Source organism: Heterorhizobium halophytocola (genome assembly GCF_017873095.1).
GTDB lineage: Bacteria > Pseudomonadota > Alphaproteobacteria > Rhizobiales > Rhizobiaceae > Allorhizobium > Allorhizobium halophytocola.
This window is the reverse complement of record NZ_JAGGJU010000013.1, coordinates 21,169-41,031: the sequence shown is the minus strand read 5'-3', so window position 1 is coordinate 41,031 and position 19,863 is coordinate 21,169. Positions and strand designations below refer to the sequence as shown.

The 19,863-nt window shown below is 58.8% G+C and carries 19 protein-coding genes and 2 pseudogenes; 12 read left to right on the top strand and 9 right to left on the bottom strand.

Annotated elements, in window-relative coordinates:
• Positions 1–57: 57 nt before the first annotated feature.
• The 3 genes and pseudogenes from J2Z17_RS25660 to J2Z17_RS20895 form a co-directional block, all read right to left on the bottom strand.
• Positions 58–223: pseudogene (locus tag J2Z17_RS25660) on the bottom strand (integrase core domain-containing protein); the annotation flags it as partial.
• 445 nt (positions 224–668) lie between these two features.
• Positions 669–840: pseudogene (locus tag J2Z17_RS20900) on the bottom strand (IS6 family transposase); the annotation flags it as partial.
• Positions 841–933: 93 nt separating this feature from the next.
• Complete coding sequence (locus J2Z17_RS20895; protein ID WP_209947890.1) at positions 934–1,890, bottom strand: LysR substrate-binding domain-containing protein; 957 nt, start codon at positions 1,888–1,890, stop codon at positions 934–936.
• Between the two features lie 123 nt (positions 1,891–2,013).
• On the opposite strand from J2Z17_RS20895, the gene J2Z17_RS20890 reads away from it, so the two are divergent.
• From J2Z17_RS20890 to J2Z17_RS20840, 11 genes are all read left to right on the top strand, one after another.
• Positions 2,014–3,015, top strand: coding sequence for a hydroxyacid dehydrogenase (locus J2Z17_RS20890; RefSeq protein ID WP_209947888.1), 1,002 nt, complete (start codon positions 2,014–2,016; stop codon positions 3,013–3,015).
• Between the two features lie 10 nt (positions 3,016–3,025).
• Positions 3,026–3,706: an RraA family protein gene (locus J2Z17_RS20885; RefSeq protein WP_209947886.1), complete on the top strand. Its 681-nt coding sequence runs from the start codon at positions 3,026–3,028 to the stop codon at positions 3,704–3,706.
• A gap of 27 nt (positions 3,707–3,733) precedes the next feature.
• Positions 3,734–4,693: a Bug family tripartite tricarboxylate transporter substrate binding protein gene (locus tag J2Z17_RS20880; protein WP_209947884.1), complete on the top strand. Its 960-nt coding sequence runs from the start codon at positions 3,734–3,736 to the stop codon at positions 4,691–4,693.
• A 66-nt stretch (positions 4,694–4,759) separates the two neighbouring features.
• Positions 4,760–5,221 carry a tripartite tricarboxylate transporter TctB family protein gene (locus tag J2Z17_RS20875; protein ID WP_209947882.1) on the top strand — a complete coding sequence of 154 codons (462 nt, stop codon included), beginning with the start codon at positions 4,760–4,762 and terminating at the stop codon, positions 5,219–5,221.
• 7 nt (positions 5,222–5,228) lie between these two features.
• Complete coding sequence (locus J2Z17_RS20870) at positions 5,229–6,734, top strand: tripartite tricarboxylate transporter permease (RefSeq protein WP_209947880.1); 1,506 nt, start codon at positions 5,229–5,231, stop codon at positions 6,732–6,734.
• A 3-nt stretch (positions 6,735–6,737) separates the two neighbouring features.
• Entirely contained in the window at positions 6,738–7,781 is a 1,044-nt protein-coding gene (locus J2Z17_RS20865; RefSeq protein WP_209947878.1) for an amidohydrolase family protein, read from the top strand.
• Positions 7,778–8,722, top strand: coding sequence for a tripartite tricarboxylate transporter substrate binding protein (locus J2Z17_RS20860; protein WP_209947876.1), 945 nt, complete (start codon positions 7,778–7,780; stop codon positions 8,720–8,722). The genes J2Z17_RS20865 and J2Z17_RS20860 overlap by 4 nt, the downstream gene beginning before the upstream one ends.
• A gap of 62 nt (positions 8,723–8,784) precedes the next feature.
• Complete coding sequence (dctP, locus tag J2Z17_RS20855) at positions 8,785–9,759, top strand: TRAP transporter substrate-binding protein DctP (protein WP_209947874.1); 975 nt, start codon at positions 8,785–8,787, stop codon at positions 9,757–9,759.
• A 1-nt stretch (position 9,760) separates the two neighbouring features.
• A complete protein-coding gene (locus J2Z17_RS20850; RefSeq protein ID WP_209947872.1) occupies positions 9,761–10,279 on the top strand; it encodes a TRAP transporter small permease in 519 nt (172 codons plus the stop codon).
• On the top strand, positions 10,279–11,571 hold the full coding sequence (locus tag J2Z17_RS20845; protein WP_209947870.1) for a TRAP transporter large permease: 1,293 nt from the start codon (positions 10,279–10,281) through the stop codon (positions 11,569–11,571). The genes J2Z17_RS20850 and J2Z17_RS20845 overlap by 1 nt, the downstream gene beginning before the upstream one ends.
• A gap of 4 nt (positions 11,572–11,575) precedes the next feature.
• Positions 11,576–12,523, top strand: a complete 948-nt coding sequence (locus tag J2Z17_RS20840; RefSeq protein ID WP_209947868.1) for an SMP-30/gluconolactonase/LRE family protein — start codon at positions 11,576–11,578, stop codon at positions 12,521–12,523.
• Here J2Z17_RS20840 and J2Z17_RS20835 read toward each other — a convergent pair.
• The 3 genes from J2Z17_RS20835 to J2Z17_RS20825 all read right to left on the bottom strand — a co-directional run bounded on the left by J2Z17_RS20835 (position 12,504) and on the right by J2Z17_RS20825 (position 16,053).
• Entirely contained in the window at positions 12,504–13,673 is a 1,170-nt protein-coding gene (locus J2Z17_RS20835; protein ID WP_209947865.1) for an alpha-hydroxy acid oxidase, read from the bottom strand. The two genes, J2Z17_RS20840 and J2Z17_RS20835, sit on opposite strands and share 20 nt — an antisense overlap.
• Before the next feature lie 514 nt (positions 13,674–14,187).
• On the bottom strand, positions 14,188–14,505 hold the full coding sequence (locus J2Z17_RS20830; RefSeq protein WP_209948156.1) for an Atu4866 domain-containing protein: 318 nt from the start codon (positions 14,503–14,505) through the stop codon (positions 14,188–14,190).
• 489 nt (positions 14,506–14,994) lie between these two features.
• Positions 14,995–16,053 (bottom strand): aldo/keto reductase, encoded by a 1,059-nt coding sequence (locus J2Z17_RS20825; protein WP_209947863.1) that lies wholly within the window; start codon positions 16,051–16,053, stop codon positions 14,995–14,997.
• Between the two features lie 96 nt (positions 16,054–16,149).
• Between J2Z17_RS20825 and J2Z17_RS20820 the strand changes: the two genes are divergently transcribed.
• Positions 16,150–17,040, top strand: a complete 891-nt coding sequence (locus tag J2Z17_RS20820; RefSeq protein ID WP_209947861.1) for a LysR family transcriptional regulator — start codon at positions 16,150–16,152, stop codon at positions 17,038–17,040.
• A 79-nt stretch (positions 17,041–17,119) separates the two neighbouring features.
• Here the strand turns inward: J2Z17_RS20820 and J2Z17_RS20815 are convergent, their stop codons facing one another.
• From J2Z17_RS20815 to J2Z17_RS20805, 3 genes are all read right to left on the bottom strand, one after another.
• Complete coding sequence (locus J2Z17_RS20815; protein WP_209947859.1) at positions 17,120–17,383, bottom strand: hypothetical protein; 264 nt, start codon at positions 17,381–17,383, stop codon at positions 17,120–17,122.
• Between the two features lie 430 nt (positions 17,384–17,813).
• Entirely contained in the window at positions 17,814–18,587 is a 774-nt protein-coding gene (locus tag J2Z17_RS20810; RefSeq protein WP_209947857.1) for an SDR family NAD(P)-dependent oxidoreductase, read from the bottom strand.
• 53 nt (positions 18,588–18,640) lie between these two features.
• A complete protein-coding gene (locus tag J2Z17_RS20805; protein ID WP_280923391.1) occupies positions 18,641–19,804 on the bottom strand; it encodes an arabinose transporter in 1,164 nt (387 codons plus the stop codon).
• Positions 19,805–19,863: the final 59 nt, after the last annotated feature.

Below are 19,863 nucleotides of genomic sequence, written 5' to 3'. Positions count from 1 at the left end.
ATTGAGGCCCGCAGAGTGTAACAGTTTTTACCTGTCTCGTGGTCCAGCCCGAGGGGTTCACTCCAGCGTCGGGTCAGCTCTCATGGAAATCAACAAGCCGTTCATCAGCGATATCGGCACCTTGTTGCCAATCGCGTTGTGTGCGCTGGAACTCGTTCTAGTCTCTGTGCCAATCCTCTAATTTCTCGCAGGCATCCGCAAGGCTTAAAAACCAGTGAGCATTCCGGATCGATACGGCAGGCGCTGTGACTACTCTCGCCCGCTATCTTGTGACCGTCCAGCGGGGGGCTTTCCGTCCAGGCTCAAGACGGTGCATCGCGCGACTAATAAGAGCAAGCCGTCGATCAAAGCCATAGCAGGGACCCGCGCGACGTCGCCACACACACCGGCTGTTCAACGCGCTGTTGGCCGCCGGCAAGGCGTTGCACAAAAGACGTTTTGCTCTGGTCGATCGGAATGATTCGGGATCGTTGAACAGCCCGCGATGCCATTGATGGGTATCGCCCCTCGCAATCTCATGGACAACGTGGGAATGAGCTCGATCGTTCGCTTCGGCATTCTACCAGGGCTCACGCCACGTAAATCAAATTGTTATCGCCTTGAATGGATTTGAACCACCGTTCCCCTGGTCGTAAAGTCCCTCAAGAAACTCTCGCGGTGTAAAAACAATGGCGCCCCTCGAAGCCGCGCATCCGGAACATCTCTTCCAGGTCGCGATAGCTGATCGGGTACCGCAGATACCATGTCACCGCCTGCACAATGAGCCAGGCATTCAAAATGCCGCCTTGAAATCATTTTTAGAATGGCGCTTCAGCGCGCCGCAATGGCATTCAGAATCATGGCTGCGGTCCTCTACATCGGGAGCGAAATTTCACCGTCGTTGTCAGCTTGCAGTTGCCTGAGAAAATTTGCGACATGCTCCTTTATGCGGTTCTAGAGGCTTGGGGCGCGCGCCAGTCCATGCTCACCAGATAGGGTCGCAAGAGTATCATGCAGACGCGCAATGATCTCCGCGCGAGGCGAAACAGTTCGTTCCACTATTCCGATCTGCCGGGTAAGCTGAGGGTCACCAAAAGCCAGTTTCACGAGTTGTAGGTCTTCAGGCTCTTGAAGAGCGACCTGGGGTACGATCGAAACGCCAAGTCCTTGTCTAACGCAGGTAACGATAGAACCAATTGTATCGATCTCGGCAATATCCTGGGTCACGATACCGAGCCGGGAGATCTCGGCATCGATGACATTTGCCAATGGTACGGGGCTTCTAAAGCGGACATAGGGGGTTTCCCTCAGAAGCTTGAGTGCATTCGTTTCACTTGTTTCCTTCGGGGCAATCAACCAAAGCGGCTCCCGAAGAAAGGGGATCCATCGCAATGACGGGGGAATGCCCATGTGGTCGGCAACAATAGCAGCGTCCAGTCGACCCCCGGCAACATCGGCAATCAGGGGCGAGGACAGTGAGATGCGCAGGTTCGTCTTGAGCTGCGGATATTGCGCACGCATCTGCACCATGGCCCTTGGGAGCAGATTGAGGGCGCTGGTGCGGACGGCTCCGATCATCAGCGTTCCGGCAATTTTCTCGCCTTTCAGGCTGGCCTTCGCATCCGCTTCCTCACGCAGGATATTTTTCGCCATCTCCAGCACCTGCATACCTTCAGGTGTCAGTTTCGGGGGCCTAGCCGTCCGATCGAAGAGCGTCGCGCCGAGTTCTGTTTCGAGCGCATGTACCTGTTGACTGACCGCTGACGGAGTCAATCCTACGGCGTCGCCGGCTTTGGCAAATGTGCCCTGCGCGACGATCGCGACAATGGTTTTTAGTTGGCGTGTGTCCATAGGAATATCCAGATTTTCTTCATCTAATAACCAGAAATATTCGCTTTTGTGAAGCCACACTTTCCCTTACGCGTTGATGCAGGGAGGATTGTTGGTGAGCGTCGGGAGCCGCTCGCCGAACCAATCCAGACAATATCAGGATCGACACGGGCCTTGCCGGGCGTGTGTTTGGAGACGTGTGCAATGAGCAAGACAATTCTCGTGACCGGACCGGACCTTGATCCGAGCGCGAAGAAACTTTTGATGGAGCATGGCTATGAGGCCGTGCACACACCACCCTATGCAGACAGCGCCGTCATCTCGGAATATCTGCAATCCACGGGAGCCGTCGGCATTGTGTCGCGCATGGGCCGCATCGATGAAAGTGTGATGGCAGGTGCGCCGCAGTTGCGCGTCATTTCCAAGCACGGCGTCGGTGTCGACAACATCGACCTGGATGCTGCCTCGCGTCGCGGCATTCCCGTGCTGGTCGCTGCCGGAGCAAATGCGGTGTCAGTGGCCGAACATGCGATCGCACTGCTCCTGACCGTCATGAAGCGCATCCTGCCGCTGGATGCAGGCCTTCGTGCCGGCCGATGGGAAAAGCCCGGCTTTTCCGGCCGCGAGATTGCCGGCGCGACGCTCGGCCTGATGGCCATGGGCGCGATTGCGCAGGCTACCGGCCGCATGGCGAAGGGGCTCGGCATGAACGTGATCGGCTACGACCCCTATTCCGACGACAGCGCATTCGAGGCACTTGGCATCCAACGTTGCATCAGCTTCGAGGATATGCTGGCGCGCTCCGATATCCTCAGCCTCCATAGCCCACTCACCGAACAGACACGCGACATCCTGAATGCGGAAGCGATCGCGCGTATGCCGGTGGGAGCCTATGTCATCAATACAGCGCGTGGTGGCTTGATAGACGAGACAGCGCTCCTCAGCGCCATCCAGAGCGGCCACCTTGCCGGTGCCGGCCTCGATACCTTTGCCGTAGAGCCTCCCAGGGCGAACCACCCCTTCTTCGCGGAGCCGCGGATTGTGATGACCCCCCATATCGGCGGCGTTACTCGCGAAGCAGGCGCGCGCGTGGGCATCGATGCTGTCAATGGCATTCTCCAGGTACTAGCCGGTGAGCCCTTGCCACCCTCGCGGATCGCCAACCGGATGCTGCTCGACGCGGCCAATCCCTCACTCGCCAATTGAAGGAATAGAAATGTCCATCGGTTTTCGTATCAACGCTCGCGGAAAAGTCGCATCAAAAGAACTGGTTGAAGCCTTTGCTGCGCTTCCGGTCGCCAATGTTTCCGATTCGATGTCGCGCATGACGGCAGCCGGGCCGACGCTTCGTCCCATGCATGCTTCAGGCGGGATGGCGGGTGTTGCGCTTACGGTAAAGTCCCGTCCAGGCGACAATTTGATGCTCCACAAGGCCATAGACATGGCCGTCCCCGGTGACGTGATCGTTGTCGATGCCGGTGGCGATTTGAGCAACGCGCTGATGGGCGAACTGATGCTCGCCTACGCCGTGAAGAAGGGGGTCTCCGGCTTTGTGTTGAACGCCGCAATTCGCGATGTTGATGCATTCGTTGCCACCAACTTGCCGACATATGCAGCGGGCGTCACCCATCGCGGTCCATACAAGGATGGCCCTGGGGAAATCAATGTGCCGATCAGCATCGGTGGCATGGTGATCGAGCCAGGGGATATCATAATCGGTGATTCCGACGGTGTGCTGTCCGTACCGCTGGCCGATGCCGAGGAAATTCTTGCCAAGACTCAAGCCAAACAGGACGCGGAAACTCAACAAATGCAGGCAATTGCCGCCGGCACGAACGATCGAAGCTGGGTCGATGCCGCCCTGAAAAAACTGGGCTGCGCATTCCCGGATACCTGAAAACGACATGTGGAGGAGGAAACTATCATGTTGAAATTGATCAAGAAGACGACGGCCATTGCGACGGCCGCCCTGATGGCCACGGGAACGGCCATTGCGGCGGATTATCCGAATAAGCCGATTGAGGTGATCGTGGGATTTGACGCTGGCGGAGGCACCGATGTCATGGCCCGTACGGTCGCCCCCTTCATCGAGAAATATCTCGGAAATGGCGCAAGCGTTGTCATCAAAAACGTGCCCGGAGCAAGCGGCCAGATCGGCGTCACGCAAACCGCCCACTCTGCGCCCGACGGCTACACACTCGGCACGTTCAACCTGCCCGGCATGATGGCCAGAACGATCGACCGGAAGTCCGACTATGACGTCGACAGCTTCACCTATCTCGCCAATGTCGTGAACGATCCCAACGTCATCGTGACGTCGAAGGCAAGCGGCCTCGATACGCTCGACAAGCTGATTGAGGAGGCCAAAGCCAATCCCGGCGCCGTTACCGTCGGCATGTCGAGCCTCGGCGGCGACGACCACTTTGCGTTGATCAAACTGCAAAATCTGATCGGCGCCGAGTTCACCATCGTTCCCTTCAAGGGGTCCGCGCCGGCACGCACCGCCCTGATGGGGGGCCACGTAGCCATGGGCATCCTCAATATTTCCGAGGTCGCGGAATTCCAGGACCAGCTTAACATACTGGGCGTCGCACTCGACAAGCGCTCGGAGTTCGCGCCGGATCTTCCCACCTTCAAGGAACAAGGACTTGATCTGGTCAACGGTTCCCTTCGTGGCTTCGTCGCTCCCGCCGGGCTTCCCGACGATGCAAGAGCCAAACTTGAAGCGGCTTTCGGCAAATTGAAGGACGATCCGGATTTCCTGAAGGCCATGAAGGATACCGCCAATCCGGTCGAAGTGGTCACTGGCGACGACTTCAAGAAGATGACGAAAGATCTCTACGATCTGGCGAAGGGCGTATGGGAAACCACACCCTGGAACTGATGACCGTCCCGACGTGCGGCCGATACGCCGCACGTCATCTTTAGTCTCTTAAACGGAGCCGGTTCCATGTCTGAACCCCGTATGTCCCGTGTCCTGCGGCCGGAAACCCTGACGGCCGTTGGAATCATTGCTGTCGCAGCCGCATTCATGATCCCAGCACTTGAGTTGAAAGCGATCTCGGCCCTCTTGCCGGTCGCCATGCTCACGGGCCTGATAGTCCTCTCCGTCATTCTGCTGATCACCGATCAGCGCAAGGCGGCAGCAGGCGATGTCGCCGAGCCCATGACCAAGGCACCCATGCGGGTCGCCGGCGCATTCCTGCTTATAGTCGCCTATGTGGGGGCGACCTCGCTCATCGGCTTCTATGCGGCCACCACCATCGCCGTGCCGCTGGTCGCCTATATTTTTGGATACCGGAACCTGCTTGGCCTTGCCGCTGCCACGGTCATCGTCGTCGGGACGATATACCTGGTCTTCGATTTCGCGATGGCGCAGCAATTCCCGACAGGTCTTCTCTGGGGAAAGTGATTAAGCCATGTATGCCGAACTTCTCCACGCGCTTCCCGAGGTTCTCACCCTCAGCAATCTTGCCGCCGTCATCATCGGCGTCATCGCCGGCATCATCGTCGGCGCCATGCCAGGCCTCAGCGCCACGATGGCAATTTCGGTCCTGGTGCCGTTCACCTTCGGACTGTCGCCGCTTGTCGCACTCGGCCTGATGGCCGGCATCTACAATGGCGCCATGTATGGCGGGGCAATTCCTGCTGTGCTCCTGCGCATTCCCGGAACGCCCGCCGCCGTTGCCACCACCTTTGACGGTTATCCGATGGCGCAAAAGGGCGAAGGCGGTTTTGCGCTGCAGGTTGCCGTGGTGTCCTCCTCGATTGGTGGCATTGCCAGCGCCATCGCGCTCATGGTGCTCGCACCGCCTCTGTCGAAGGTCACGCTGCTGTTTGGACCCTCGGAAGTGTTCTGGGTGGCTGTCTTCGGCCTTGCCAGCATTATCTTTCTGCTGGGCGGCAGCGCGGTGAAGGGCTTGATCAGCGCCTGTTTCGGCGTCTTCGTCTCGGTCATCGGCTCCGATCCGATCTTTGGCACGGACAGGTTCACATTCGGCCAGCTTGAAATGCTCGACGGCATCAACATCGTCATCCTACTCGTTGGCCTCTACGCCCTGCCACCGGTGATCGACCTTCTGGAAGTGCCGCTGAAGACCGACGGGGTCAGCGGCAGCAAGCTTGGTACCGAACCGATCTGGCGCGCGTTGCCTAAAATGAAGCGCTTCTGGAAGACATGGATCCGCTCGTCCATCATCGGCATCTGGATCGGCATTCTGCCCGGCGCGGGCGGCTCCATGGCGGCATTCATGTCCTATAACGAGGCGCGCCGTGCCAGCAAGACGCCAGAAACCTGGGGTAACGGCGAAGCGGAAGGCGTCGCGGCAGCCGAAACGGCAAACAATGCCGACACCGCATCCGCCCTCATTCCGGCACTGACGCTCGGCATTCCGGGTACGGCGGTGGCGGCCGTGATGCTCGGGGGTCTCCTGATCCACGGTCTCCAACCCGGACCCATGCTCTTCCGCGACAACCCGGACATCGTCTTTGGTTTCATGTGGCAGTTCCTGTTCGGCGCAATTCTCCTGGTACTTCTTGGCGGCTCGCTGGCGACCAACAGCTTTGCGCGGCTCCTGAATCTGCCCCGCCCGCTCCTCGGATCGGTGATCATCGTGTTGATGCTGATCGGCGTCTACTCCATCCATGGGCGCATGTTCGATGTCTATCTGATGCTCCTGTTCGGCGCGATCGGCTACGTGATGGACAAGTTGAAGTTCCCACTGCCTCCGGTCGTTCTCGGCCTGATCCTTGGCGGCTTCGCGGAAGAAAATTTAAGGCTCGCGCTGCGTATCGGGCGCGGTGATTGGTCGATCCTTTTCGCCAACGTCACAAGCCTGGTGATCGTGGCGCTGACGATCGCAGTCATCGTCGGACCGATGATCAAGCGTCGCCTTTCCAAAAGCGCCAAGACGGCGGGCGGTTGATCGATGGCGACGAGTACCCCCCATTTTCCTGTGCGTGAAGACTGGCTTGCCCTGACCAGCGAGGAGGTCCTGGCCCCTGAACAGGTCATCCTCGATCCACATCATCATCTGTGGGACCGGCCTGAAGGCCGTTACCGTGCCGAAGAGTTGTACGACGACGTCTTGTCGGGCCATGACGTGAGAGCCAGCATCTTCGTGCAGTGCCGAACCGGATACAGAGAAGACCTTGCGCCGGCGCTGCAGCCGGTGGGCGAAGTGGAAACTATCCGGTCGTGGTGCAGGCATCAGACAAACTACCCCGCGGCCATCGTTGCTTTCGCCGATCTGCAGCTTGGCGACCGCGTACGCGCGGTTCTCGACGCCCTAGCGGAGGCCGGTGAAGGTCTGGTGCGCGGCATACGCAACACCACCGCCTACCATCCTCATCCGGCCGTGCGGTCCAATCCGCAGCCGCCCCCCGATGGCTTGCTGCGCAGCTCCGCGTTTCTCGACGGCGCGCGGATTGTCGCGGAATACGGCCTCAGCCTCGACGTCTGGGCCTACCAGACCCAGCTCGACGAGGTATTTCATTTGGCCAAGGCTGTTCCCGAGCTTACGATTATCGTCGATCATTGCGGGGGGCCACTCGGGGTCGGCCCTTATCATCGCGGCGACCCTAACGCCTTCGCCGAATGGCGTGAAGCACTTTCCCGCCTTGCCGACCTTCACAATACACGTATCAAGATCGGCGGCTTTGGGTTGTCGGTCATGGGTTACCGATATGCGGAGAGGCAAACGCCACCCCTGTCGTCCGAACTCGCTGCCGACTGGTCGCCCTTTTATGCGGAATGTCTTGAATGCTTCGGAGCCCGGCGCGCAATGTTCGAGAGCAATTTCCCGGTCGACAAGGGTCAGTTTGGCTACCGTACGCTCTGGAACGCGTTCAAGCGGCTCGCGGGCGATCTCAGCGCGGAGGAGCGCGAGGATCTTTTTTGGCGGAGCGCAGCGGGATGCTACCGCATTGATGATCAGATTTTTGCCAATGACAGAGGGAGGACTATGTCATGAAGACCATACTTGCAGCACTTGCCTTTACTGCACTCTCGACCTTACCGGCGATTGCCGAGTATCCTGAAAAGCCGATCGAAATCGTGGTCGGATATTCTGCCGGCGGAGGCACGGATGTCATGGCGCGCACCGTCGCAAAGTTCATGGAAAAGGAACTGGGCAACGGCGCTTCAGTTATCGTCAAGAACATGCCGGGGGCCGGGGGCCAGATCGGCTTTACGGAAGTCGCGCATGCCGCGCCCGACGGCTACACGCTCGGGACCTTCAATTTGCCTGCCGCCCTGGCCCTAACCAAGGACCGCGAGGCGGACTATAAAGCGGACAGCTTCACCTATCTGGCGAATTTCGTGGACGATCCCAACACGATTGTTGTCAGCGCATCCTCGGAGTTCAAGACCCTGGATGATCTGCTGGCATCGGCCAAGGAAGATCCTGGTTCGATCACTTTCGGTCTTTCCTCCCTTGGCGGAAACGACCATTTTGCGGCCAACATGATGGCAGACGCGTCCAGCGTCGAATTCACGTTGGTTCCCTTCAAGGGCGCCGCGATGGCCCGCACCGCGCTACTTGGCGGCCATGTGGCAGCCGGCACGATGGCACTCAGCCAGACAACGGAATTCAAGGATGACCTGAGAGTTCTTGCCGTTCTATCCAAGGAGCGGTCCCCGTTCCGTGCCGATGTTCCGACGGCCAAAGAGCTTGGTTACGACGTCAACATGTCGTCGCTTCGCGGCATCGTAGGGCCGGCCGGCATTCCCCCCGAGGTTGCTAAGAAGCTGCAGGCTGTATTGACCGCGGTGAATAACGACGCCGATTTTCAGAAGACGATGGCCGACCAGGGCAATCCTATGGCTTTCGCCGTCGGCGATGCATTCAGGGATATCGCCGAGACGCAGGACAACGTGGTGGGTGCGCTCTGGGAAAAGACCCCTTGGAAATAAGAGCCGGTCGCAAAATCGGTAAGCCGTGAATTACTCGACAAACTCCGAAGGAAGAAAAGATCATGAAACTCGTGACGCTCAGCGCGATCGCAGCATTGTTCGTATCTGTTACAGTCGCCCACGGCGACGATTGGACAGGTTACACCTACTCGTCCGTTTCGACCACGTCCGCGGTCAAGGGCATGAACCGGATTGTAGATCGGGTCGGAAAGGAAACCGACGGCGAGCTCAAGATCGAACTGCATCTCGGCAAGACGCTGCAGATTGCCTCGTCCGACATCACCCAGGCGGTGGGCGATGGCGTTGTCGATTTCGCAGCAGACTTCTTCTTCTCCGGCAGCGTGCCGATCGCCCGGGTGCTGAACCTGCCCATGCTGATTGAGAACGACGACGAATGGGCCAAGGCCTCGTCGGCCATGGAACCCATCCTGCAGAAGGCCTTCGCAGAACAGGACGTCACCCTGCTTGGTGGCTACCGTTATCCCGAACAGACCATTTTCACGACCTTCGAGATGAAAAGTCTTGGTGATCTCAACGGACACAAGATCCGGGTCACATCGCCAGAGCAAGGCAAGTTTGTCGAGGCATTCGGCGGCGCTCCGATCACACTTGCAGGCACCGATGTGCCCACCGCGCTGGAGCGCGGTGTGATTGAAGGTGTCCTCACCGCCAGTGCGGGCGGCGCGAAGAACTGGCATGAATTTCTGCCCTACGATTATCGATTCCCGGTCAACTACGGCAACTCGATGATCATTGCCAACACGGATGCCTTTGAGGCTCTAAGCGACAAGGACCAGGATATCCTGCGCAAGATCGTCTCCGAGGAAGGCCCGGAAACGACTGCCGAATTCATCGAGGATGAAAAGGTCCAGCAGCAGTCCCAGGCGGATGCCGGCATGAAGATAACCCCCCTCAAGGATGGAGATCTTGCCATGGCCCGAGAAAAGCTCACCCCCTTCTGGGAAACCTGGGCGAAGGAAAATGGCCCCCAGTACGAGGAAGCCTTGAAGGCCGTGCGAGCAGCGATCGGTAAGTGAGATGAATCACGATTCTGCCGGCGAATATGCCAGCGCGGGTTCTCTGTTCGACGTGATCGCAGCGGTGACGAAAATCGCCACCGCTGTGGTGCTGATATCTCTTGTGCTGCTTGTTGCCGCAGAAGTGATTTCTCGCAGCCTCTTCAATTATTCTCTGGGTTTCGTTGAAGAGGTCAGCGGCTATTGCGTCGTGATGCTGACCTTCTTCGGAGCTGCCATTGCCCTGCGCGCTGGCAGCTTATTCCAGGTTCGCTTCATCATCGACGTCCTGCCGGAAGGCCTGCAGGCCTGGATGGCGCGGATCTTCGCCCTCCTCGCACTCGTAATCTGCGCCGTGATGATGATGAAGACCAATGACTTGATGATGAGCTCTTTTACCCGCGGCAAGTTCGCGCCCACGGTCTTGAATACGCCACTCTGGATTCCGCAACTTTTGATGCCATCCGGATTTGCCGTGATTGGGGTTTTTCTGATCGAACAATTCCTACTGACCTTTAACAGGTTCAAGAGTAACTCCTGATGGAATCAATTCTAGCATTCGGACTCCTGATCGGCCTCATCGTCGGCGGCATGTGGGTGCAGTTCGCAGTGGCCGGTGCGGGCCTGTTCTACGTCTGGCTGATGAAGGGCTTCGCCGGCTGGAAAGCGCTCGGCATCGTCAGTTGGGGCTCGGCCAACAGCTTTACCCTGGCTGCCATTCCGCTCTTCGTGCTGATGGCCGAAGTTCTTCTCGGTTCAGGTCTCTCGAAACGGCTCTACAATGGTGTCGCACCGTTTGTGCGCCGTCTGCCGGGCGGGCTCATGCACACGAACATCGCGGGAAGTGCAATCTTTTCCGCCATCGCGGGTGGCAGTGCCCCGACCGCGGCGGCCATGTCCACCGTAGCCTTGCCGGAACTGTCGGCTCGTGGCTATGACAAGCGTCTCGTCGCGGGATCTTTGGCCGCCGGCGGCACCCTTGGCATCCTGATCCCGCCGTCGATCACCATGATCATCTATGCGACCTTTACCGAGACCTCGATTGCGCGGTTGTTCGCGGCGGGCATGCTGCCCGGCATCTTGCTTGCCGTTTTATACATGGGCTTCATCGCCGTCCGAGCCCTCATCAATCCCAATCTGGCGCCCAGAGACATCACGCGCAGTACGTGGCCCGAACTCGGTGCCGCACTGCTGGACATTGTGCCTTTCCTGCTTTTGATCCTGATCGTACTCGGCAGCATCTATGGTGGATTTGCCACGCCAACTGAGGCCGGGGCCGTCGGTGTGATAGGCGCAGTTCTGATCGCCGCCCTCTATCGCAAGCTCAGTGTAACGTTATTATCTGAGGCGCTGCGACGCACAACGATCATGAGCGGGAACATCCTCTTCGTCGTGTTCACGTCGATGATTTTTGCCTATGCGACCGCGCTCTCGGGCGTCGGAGAAAGCTTGGTTGCGATGCTTGACGACGCAAACGTGTCGCGCCTCGCCTTCCTGCTGATCATCATGGTCACCTTTGCCATCCTCGGCTGCTTCATGGAGGGGTTGGGCATGATCGCAATCATCGTACCAGTAATCTTTCCGGCTCTGGTGGCGCTTGGTGTCGATCCGGTGTGGTTCGGTGTCTTCGTCGTGATCCTGGTCGAGCTCGGGCAATTGACCCCCCCGCTCGGGGTGATCCTGTTCGTGGTCGCCAGTTCCTCCAAGGATGTGAAGGTCGAAGACGTCGTCATGGGCACGGCGCCGTTCTTCGCCATCATCCTGCTGTTCATGTTGCTGATGATCGCCTTCCCGCAAATCGCGCTCTTCCTGCCATCGTTTACACTCGGATAAGACCATGCCCCACACCTATCCCTTTCCCGAACCGGTGATCATCGACGCGCAGATCTTTACCGAACTGCCGGCGGATCTTCGACGAACCGGCGTTTCATCCTATTGGGCGGAGCGCAATCGCCGTGGGCAGACAGTTGACAGCTTTCTCGAGGGGCCTTCCTTCGATCTGGAAGGCAATCTGTGGTTCGTCGATATCCCCTTCGGTAGGATTTTATGCAGCGATCCTTCCGGCAAAGTCCGGCAGGTCGCAGAATATGAGGGCCAGCCGAATGGTCTGAAGATCCACCGTGATGGGCGCATCTTCATCGCAGATTTCCAGAACGGGATTATGCAGCTTGATCCGAAAACCGGGGTGATTTCCCATGCACTCCGCGATTGCGACACGGAAGGGTTCAAGGGCTGTAACGATCTGCATTTTGGTAGGGATGGAGCTCTCTATTTTACGGATCAGGGCCAGACCGGTCTGCAGGACCCCACAGGAAGGGTTTATCGTTGGCAGCCAGACAGCGGTGCGCTGGCCTGCTTGATCGACAAAGTGCCCAGTCCGAACGGGCTGGTGCTCGATGTCAACGAGCATGTGCTTTATCTGGCCGTGACACGAGCGAACGCGATTTGGCGCCTACCGTTGTCGACGAGTGGGCGTGTCAACAAGGCTGGCCTTTTCATTCAATTCTCCGGTGGACGGGCGGGGCCGGACGGCCTCGCACTGACCGCACAGAACGGGGTGGTCGTCTGCCAGACGGGCATGGGTCTGGTCTGGGTACACGACGCGCTCGGCCGCCCGATTGCGGTTGTCCGCTCGCCGCGAGGCCTCGGCACAACGAATTGTGCCTTTGGTGGTCCTGACGGTCGCTCGCTCTTTATCACGGAGTCGGACAGCGGCAGCATTCTCAGGGCGGAATTTCCGGAAGAGCTCGGTATCTTTGGCGCCCCTATGTATTCGGGTGCTTGACGCTCCCGTTGTCTGCTGCTCTTTCCAGAACAAATTCGCTGATTTCCTCGATCGATCGGAGCCCTAGGAGACCGAGGTCGCGCCGCACCTCGGCCCTCAAAATGTCGATGGCTTTCGTAACGCCAGATTCGCCCTTGACGACCGCCGCGAACAACATGGGCCTGCCGACGAACACAAAATCGGCACCCAAGGCCAGCGCCTTCATAACATCCGTGCCGCGCCGAATTCCCCCGTCCACCATCAGGGCCATGCTTCCAGCCTCGGATCGCGCTGCCGACAGCGCTCTTACGCCACTAATGGCAAAATCAAGTTGGCGTCCTCCATGGTTTGACAGGATTACGCCACTGCACCCGAGGGTGCGGGCGCGCGCCACATCGCCACGTGCCAGTACCCCCTTGATCACAAGATCACCTTTCCATTGGTCACGGATGTTCGCTACGTGGTCCCAGTTTAAATGATCCTTCCGACCGAAGTCGCGCACGGCCCTCTGGGACATGATCGGAGCACCGCGTTCGGCGTCAGAATTCTCGAAATGCGGCATTCCCTTGGAAACGAGAGTGCGAAGAAATGTGCCGAGCAGCCATCGAGGTTTGATCCCAAAATCAGCGATCAGGCGGGGAGATATCCGAAGCGGCGTTGAAAAGCCGGCACGCAGATTGTTCTCGCGATTCGCAAGTACCGCGGTGTCGGCGGTCAAGACAAGTGTCTTGAAGCCAGCACGGGCGACGCGATCCACGAGCGCGCGGATGCGGTCATCTTCGCCTGGAAGATAGGCCTGAAACCAAGCGTCGGGAAAGGCCTCCACCACGCGTTCCATAGGTGTGAGCGAAGAGCCACTGAGTATAAACGGGACGTTCGCCGTTGCTGCCGCCCGTGCCAGCACAAGGTCGCCGTCATATGCCATGAGCGCGGAAATGCCCATGGGTGCTATGCCAAAAGGTGCGTCCCACATGCGGCCCATCAGCGGTGCGCCTATTGAACGCCCTTCCACACCTCGAAGAACATGTGGGACGAGCCGCATTTCAGAGAAAATGGTGCGATTATCTGCAAATGCGGAATTTGTCTCGGCAGCACCCGCGATATAACCAAACAATGGACGTGGCAGCTTCTTACGCGCGGCAATTTCGAAATCGTCTACATTAAGGATCATCTACCAAGTACTCTAAGGGCTTGAGGGTTCGGTCGGAGGATCAAACAAGGCACCGCCGCCGACATCGGGCCTCTGATGGGCTTTCTCGATAAGTCGTCTACCAATGGTGCTGATCCAAAGAGGCCCTCTTCCGACATCACTATAAAGGGAACTGGCCTGAGGGAAAGCGCGGATCTCTTATCATAAAAGCAAGTGAATCTGCATATTGGCACATGTCGGCCCGTTGCTTAAGCCTTTCTGCTTATGCCGACTGTCGGGTCGAAATGGGGGGCGGTTTAAGCTAGAAGGTTCATCAAGACGAGCGCTTGAAGAACACGGCATACCCTCGTATCCACGTTCTCCTTGAGAGTTGCGGCTTCTTTACTCCAGGCCGTGTCCGCTTTCAGGCGTGGGAGATGACGCGCACTACGACCGAAACGCGGGCGCAAAGCTGCAATAGCCTCCGCCTTAAACGGATCTGAACCCACGACCGGGTATCCAACATCCCGCAGCTGAGCGTATACGAACCGATGGCCTACTTGCGACGCAAGATCATGCCGCCATGGTGCAGTGTGTTGGCATCGACGAAATCGCCGTCGGCAGCGAAGCCTGTGTCATCCCAGTACTCGATATGCGTCCCTTTGACTTTGTAGCGACCCTCATAGGCTCGCTCCCGATGACCGCGGGCCTCGACATAGCGTCCGTTCGGTAAAAGTTCATGGCGCACACGCTTGTCGTCTGTGACCCACATTCCAACGTAGGGGTGGTTCGGCTGCACATTGGTCTCCTCTGCTTGTGCGGGTTGGATCGACAGGGTGGCAGCTGTGATGAGTGCGGCAAATGGCTGTCGCATGGTCAGGCTCCGTTGCGCGTTACTGTTCTCGGTGAAAGCGATCGCGCCTGGACGCGCGATGTTGCTTCGGCACACGCTTAGTTCTGCCGAGGTCGCAGTCTCGGTCATTGGGAACGCGATGCGTTTTTGTCGACCACCTGTTGGTAGGCAACGAGGTCCCGGAAGGATTCTGCATGAGCGATAAGGCCGTCCTTCATCTCGAAAATCCGGACAAACTGATTGCGATAAGGTGGGCCAGACGTCGTGGCCCCCGTTGCGCCGAAACGGATGCTAATCGTGTCGCCATCGGCAAAGATGTCGTGTTCCCTCCGCCACGACCGGCGTCGCAAGACGGGTGGTTTGGGCCGTTCGGCCCGTGCTGCCGGCCTGCTCGCGTGCCGGAAGAGTGCGCATGTTGTCAGTCCTGTCCTGTTACTAAGGGCTTGATGGGACCTGTCGACCGGCCCTGACACCAAGTGCACGTCGAGAGGCCTTACGTCGTTTCCGCGGTCAGTCGCGGCGTTCGACCGCATTACCGCCAAAGATCAGTTGCTGGACGAGGGGGCGTTGCGTGAAGCGAGTCGGAAAGATGGGGCTCGATGCACTGATGCGGTTCAGGCGATCCAGCTGGTCCGGCGTCAGCTTTAGTTCTAGCGCCCCCAGGTTGTCTTCTGCCTGGGTAAGCGTGCGGGCGCCAATGATGGGAGAGACGATGCTCGGATTGGTCAGCGTCCAGGCAAGCGCCACCTGTGATGGTGTCGAGTCGGCCTCTTCGGCGACGGCTCGCACCTCCTCCGCAATTTCGATCGCACGTTTGTTCAGATGACCGGACGAAGCTATGACGCCCTTCCGGCTGGCAGACACGGCCGCCTCTTGCGAGTCTTCGACATCGGCAAGGGAATATTTGCCCGTGAGCACGCCGCCGCCGAGCGGCGACCACGGCAGAACTCCGAGGCCCATCGCCTCCGCCATCGGCAGAAGCTCGTGTTCTACGGTCCGTTCGACCAGGCTGTATTCGATCTGCAACGCCACGAAAGGCGACCAACCTCTGATTTCGGCAAGCGTCTGCAACTGTGCAACCCGCCATGCGGGCGTGTTGCAGATGCCGAGGTAAAGCACTTTTCCGGATCGGACGAGGTCATCGAGCCCGCGCATGACCTCGTCCGGCTGAGTCGTCATGTCCCATGCATGGAGATAGAGGAGATCGATACGATCCGTGCCAAGTTGATCGAGGCTCTGCTCGACAGAACGCACCATGTTGAGACGGTGGTTACCGCCAGAGTTCGGATTGCCCGGTTCGCGTGCCATCGTAAATTTCGTTGCCAGAACGATCCGCTCGCGCTTGTGGCCGATGAAACTCCCCAGCAGCCGTTCGGCCCCGCCATCGGTGTAGTTGACCGCCGTGTCGATGAAGTTGCCACCACGATCGACATAAAGATCGAAGATGCGGCGTGCCTCGTCGCCATCAGCACCCCATCCCCATTCGGAACCGAAGGTCATTGTGCCGAGACTCATCGGCGATACCCGCAAGCCTGAGCGTCCAAGAAGTTTGTAGCGATCAAGTGTCATGTCAGTTGTCCCCTAGCTGTCAGGTCCAAGGTAGACGCGTGGATGAGAGCGAACAACTTGCCCAATGATGACGACCGTGGTAACTATTTCTAACCAATGGCGATTGATCTGAATGGCATTTCCGTATTCCTGGCAGTCGCTGAAGCGCGCAGCTTTCGCGTCGCCGCGGAGAATTTGGGCGTCACAAGGCCTGCGATCAGCCAGACGATTCGGCGTCTTGAAGATCGGCTGGGAGTGGCACTCTTGCAGCGCACCACGCGCAGTGTCAGTCTCACAGAAGCAGGTGAGCAACTGTATCAGCGGGTGGCGCCGGCGATTTCCGAAGTCGGACTGGCGCTCGACGCGACGGCTGATCGCGACAGCGCACCGAGCGGTTTGCTGAGGCTGGCGGTGTCGTCCATCGCCGAGCGGTTCATCTCAGGGCCTCTTCTTGCGCGTTTCGCGGACGCATTTCCTGCCGTTCAGGTCGACGTGACCGTCACGGACGAGGAATTCGACATTGTCGCAGAAGGTTATGACGCGGGGGTCCGCCTGGGCGAAGTCATCGACCAGGACATGATTGCCGTTCCAGTGTCGGGCGAGCAGCGCCAAGGGGCTTTCGTTGCGCCATCCTACATCGAACGTTTCGGAATGCCCGAGCATCCTTCGGAACTCTCTGCCCATCGCTGCATCGGCTGGCGACCCGCGCCAAACCGCGCACCCTATCGTTGGGAGTTCGGGCAGCATGGACACGAGTTTGATGTGGCGGTCGACCCGCACATCTCGACCAACGACATGTGGCTTATGATCAGAATAGCCTGTGCCGGCGGCGGCATCACCTTTGGAATGGAGGACACCTTCAGGCCCTATGTCGAGTCTGGTCAGTTAGTCCCTCTCCTTCAGGAGTATTGTCCTCCGTTTGCCGGCTTTTTTCTTTACTACCCCAGCCGGCGCAACCTCGCTCCGAAACTTCGGGCACTCGTCGACCATGTGAAGCGATGGCGATAGCACCAGCCCTTGAAATTACTGTCGTGAGAGACACTACCGCGCGCGGCCAGTTGGATGTGAACCGGCCCGAGGACCACGGTTAGCTTAAGGCTATTGCCGCATCGCGGATAGTTTCCTGAACTGCCCGCTCCACCGCATCGCTTTCGTGAAGACGGTCCGTTTCAAAGCAAAGATCGGAAATGTCGGACGTTCCGTTCGAGCATGCCCGGTTGAAGACCAACGCAAGTTTAAGCCCATTGTGAACAATATCGTTGTCAGCAAGCTCTCCAAGCCTCGTACAGTCGCCCTCGGTGAGGCAGGGGACATAGTCGCTGTAGATGGGGGTCAGCCTGGCTTGGTCCATCGGGCTGTGCTTACATTATTCCCTCCTGCGCGGCTTGATAAACTGTCCTCACAGTCGGTCGTAAACCAAGTTTCCGCATGAGCCAAGCATCGACGTGGGGGTGGCAGGCATTTTCCATTGCCTCGGCCGAAGGTTCCATTTGCGGACCTACGAGTCCCACCAGTTCATAGATCTTCGTCGGCGCTTCATCGGATATGCTGACGATCCGGCCATCGCAGCTGCCGGCCAGCGTCAATCTCATCGCCGTTGCAATGATATATCGTGCTCCTGCGATTGGCTGGATGAAAGCCGGCGACGACCAGATGCTTTGGCAGTACCTCGGGTGACCGTCGCCCCCGCCAAGGGAGTGCGGTCGTTCGAGCAACACGGGGGTCCCTTGGCCGCAAGCGAATATCACTGGGCGACTGCCCCCTCCAATTTCCTTTAGTCTTCAATAGGGTAGCTGAACTCCTGTCAATCGGTGGCAGATCTCAAGAAACTGATCCTGTAGCACAGCATCTTTTGCAAGCGGATTGGGATCAAGCGGTGCCATATGATAGAAATACTGGCCGCTTACCTGTGCGGCCGGATCGTCGCTCGCCGCAAGCCATGCTTGGGTGCGATGGGCCTCATCTAGATCATCCGGGGCACCGGCCCCACCCATGCGGGTTGCGACCCAGCCAGGTTCAAGCGCATTCGACAGCACATCCGAATATTTGCGGGCGACGGCAAAGGCGAGAAGGACGTCGTGGAGCTTGCTTTCCGAATAGGCCTCCATGCCGCTCCAACGGCGCCTTCTCCAGAGCACGTCGTCGAGATGGGGCTCGACATGGTGATGCAGGCCGGAGCTTAGATAGACTAGGCGTTTCGGGCGCTTGATTAAAGCGGTCAAGATGTAGGGGGCGATGACATTGATCGCGAACACATGCGGCAGGCCGTCTTCGGTCTCGACGCACCGCGGCTCGCGATAGCCAACTCCTACATTGTGGATCACGGCATCGAAGGTACCAAGTGCATTGGCCTGCTCGGCGACGCTTCGTGCACCAGCGATGGTCGAGACATCGCCCTCGATAACGTCCTCGGCGCCCGAAAGTCCCTTGCGTGCCGTCTTGGCACGTTCAGCGTTGCGGGCGTGTAGTGCGACAGTGTGGCCTTCTTCAGCGAGAAGCTGCCCGGCCATCAGGCCAAGGCCTTCGGAGGATCCGGTGATGAGGATGCGGGACATGGCTTTATCCTTTTGAGATGCTGGAGCCGGCGGCTTACCGCCGGCCATCGATTTCAGGCGGGGCGGCTGGAGCGCGCGACGAGGATACCGAGGACGGCGGCTATAGCGCCGAGCAGGTAGACGCTGCCGTAGCCGAAATGAGCTGCGACGAGGCCTGCGAGCGGGCCGGAGATGGCGTAAGCGATATCAAGAAAGGCGACGAATGCGCCCATAGCGCTGCCACGGTTGGGAGGCGAAACCCGCTCCAGGGCCTCGACGCCAAAGCCTGGAAACACTAGCGCACAGCCAAGACCAGTGACGAAGGCACCGAAGAATGCGACATAGGGGTTCGGCGCGAGCCAAAGCATGGCCTGGCCGGCGGCCTCGACGGCAAGCGACCAGATAGCGACGCGGTAGCCGCCGATCCTGTCGGGCAGACTGCCAAAGGTGAGGCGGACGAAGATGAAGCCGACGCCGAAGGCGGTCATTACCCAGCCGGCATTGGCCGAACGCTCCGCCGCAAAATAGAGCGAGGCAAATGCCGTCAATCCGGCAAGACCGACGCCCTGCAGCATCAGGCCCAGGCCTTCGCGCCAGATCTGGCCAATGACACGATAGAAGGGCTCACGCACGCCACCCGGCGAAAACCAGGGGCGCTCGCGAAAGGTGATTGCTGCGGCGACAAGGGGAGCGGCGACGCAGGCGATCATCGCCACTTCGAGGCCATAGACCTGATATAGCGCCATGCCGACCGGGGCGCCGATTGCAAGGGCTGCGAACATGGCTATCCCAGTCCAGGACATCGATATGCTGGAGCGTTCAGGCCCCACTGAGGCGATCGACCACGAGACGCAGCCGGTGACGAACTGGCTTTCGCCGAAACCCGCTGCAAGCCGGCCAGTGACGACAATGGCGATGCTGACGACCGGGGAGGAGTCGAGCAAAGCGGCAATCAGATATAGCAGGCCGGCAATCCCCAACACGGCGCTGCCGATCAGCGCCGAGCGCTTTCCGCCTTGTTCATCGGTTATCCGTCCCGCATAGCCGCGGGTCAACACGGTAGCGACAAACTGGACGCCGATGACGAGACCGACCGTAAGACTGTCGAAACCGAGATGGTCGTGAAGAAAAAGTGGAATAACCGGAAGAGGCATTCCGACACTGAGGTAGCCTATGAATAGCGCGGCTATCACCCCGGGCGCTGGTCTCGAGAGTGTGTCCTGCGCTGGTTCACACATGGTGCTGGCTGCTAACATGACAGCCTCCTTTTTTTACGGTGAGGTAGGGAGAGCGCCGC

Bases quoted from the DNA above. Each gene is read 5' to 3' on its own strand.
- J2Z17_RS20890 (WP_209947888.1), top strand. From the start codon at position 2,014: ATGAGCAAGACAATTCTCGTGACCGGACCGGACCTTGATCCGAGCGCG.
- J2Z17_RS20885 (WP_209947886.1), top strand. From the start codon at position 3,026: ATGTCCATCGGTTTTCGTATCAACGCTCGCGGAAAAGTCGCATCAAAA.
- J2Z17_RS20880 (WP_209947884.1), top strand. From the start codon at position 3,734: ATGTTGAAATTGATCAAGAAGACGACGGCCATTGCGACGGCCGCCCTG.
- J2Z17_RS20875 (WP_209947882.1), top strand. From the start codon at position 4,760: ATGTCTGAACCCCGTATGTCCCGTGTCCTGCGGCCGGAAACCCTGACG.
- J2Z17_RS20870 (WP_209947880.1), top strand. From the start codon at position 5,229: ATGTATGCCGAACTTCTCCACGCGCTTCCCGAGGTTCTCACCCTCAGC.
- J2Z17_RS20865 (WP_209947878.1), top strand. From the start codon at position 6,738: ATGGCGACGAGTACCCCCCATTTTCCTGTGCGTGAAGACTGGCTTGCC.
- J2Z17_RS20860 (WP_209947876.1), top strand. From the start codon at position 7,778: ATGAAGACCATACTTGCAGCACTTGCCTTTACTGCACTCTCGACCTTA.
- dctP (WP_209947874.1), top strand. From the start codon at position 8,785: ATGAAACTCGTGACGCTCAGCGCGATCGCAGCATTGTTCGTATCTGTT.
- J2Z17_RS20850 (WP_209947872.1), top strand. From the start codon at position 9,761: ATGAATCACGATTCTGCCGGCGAATATGCCAGCGCGGGTTCTCTGTTC.
- J2Z17_RS20845 (WP_209947870.1), top strand. From the start codon at position 10,279: ATGGAATCAATTCTAGCATTCGGACTCCTGATCGGCCTCATCGTCGGC.
- J2Z17_RS20840 (WP_209947868.1), top strand. From the start codon at position 11,576: ATGCCCCACACCTATCCCTTTCCCGAACCGGTGATCATCGACGCGCAG.
- J2Z17_RS20835 (WP_209947865.1), bottom strand. From the start codon at position 13,673: ATGATCCTTAATGTAGACGATTTCGAAATTGCCGCGCGTAAGAAGCTG.
- J2Z17_RS20830 (WP_209948156.1), bottom strand. From the start codon at position 14,505: ATGCGACAGCCATTTGCCGCACTCATCACAGCTGCCACCCTGTCGATC.
- J2Z17_RS20825 (WP_209947863.1), bottom strand. From the start codon at position 16,053: ATGACACTTGATCGCTACAAACTTCTTGGACGCTCAGGCTTGCGGGTA.
- J2Z17_RS20820 (WP_209947861.1), top strand. From the start codon at position 16,150: ATGGCGATTGATCTGAATGGCATTTCCGTATTCCTGGCAGTCGCTGAA.
- J2Z17_RS20815 (WP_209947859.1), bottom strand. From the start codon at position 17,383: ATGGACCAAGCCAGGCTGACCCCCATCTACAGCGACTATGTCCCCTGC.
- J2Z17_RS20810 (WP_209947857.1), bottom strand. From the start codon at position 18,587: ATGTCCCGCATCCTCATCACCGGATCCTCCGAAGGCCTTGGCCTGATG.
- J2Z17_RS20805 (WP_280923391.1), bottom strand. From the start codon at position 19,804: ATGTGTGAACCAGCGCAGGACACACTCTCGAGACCAGCGCCCGGGGTG.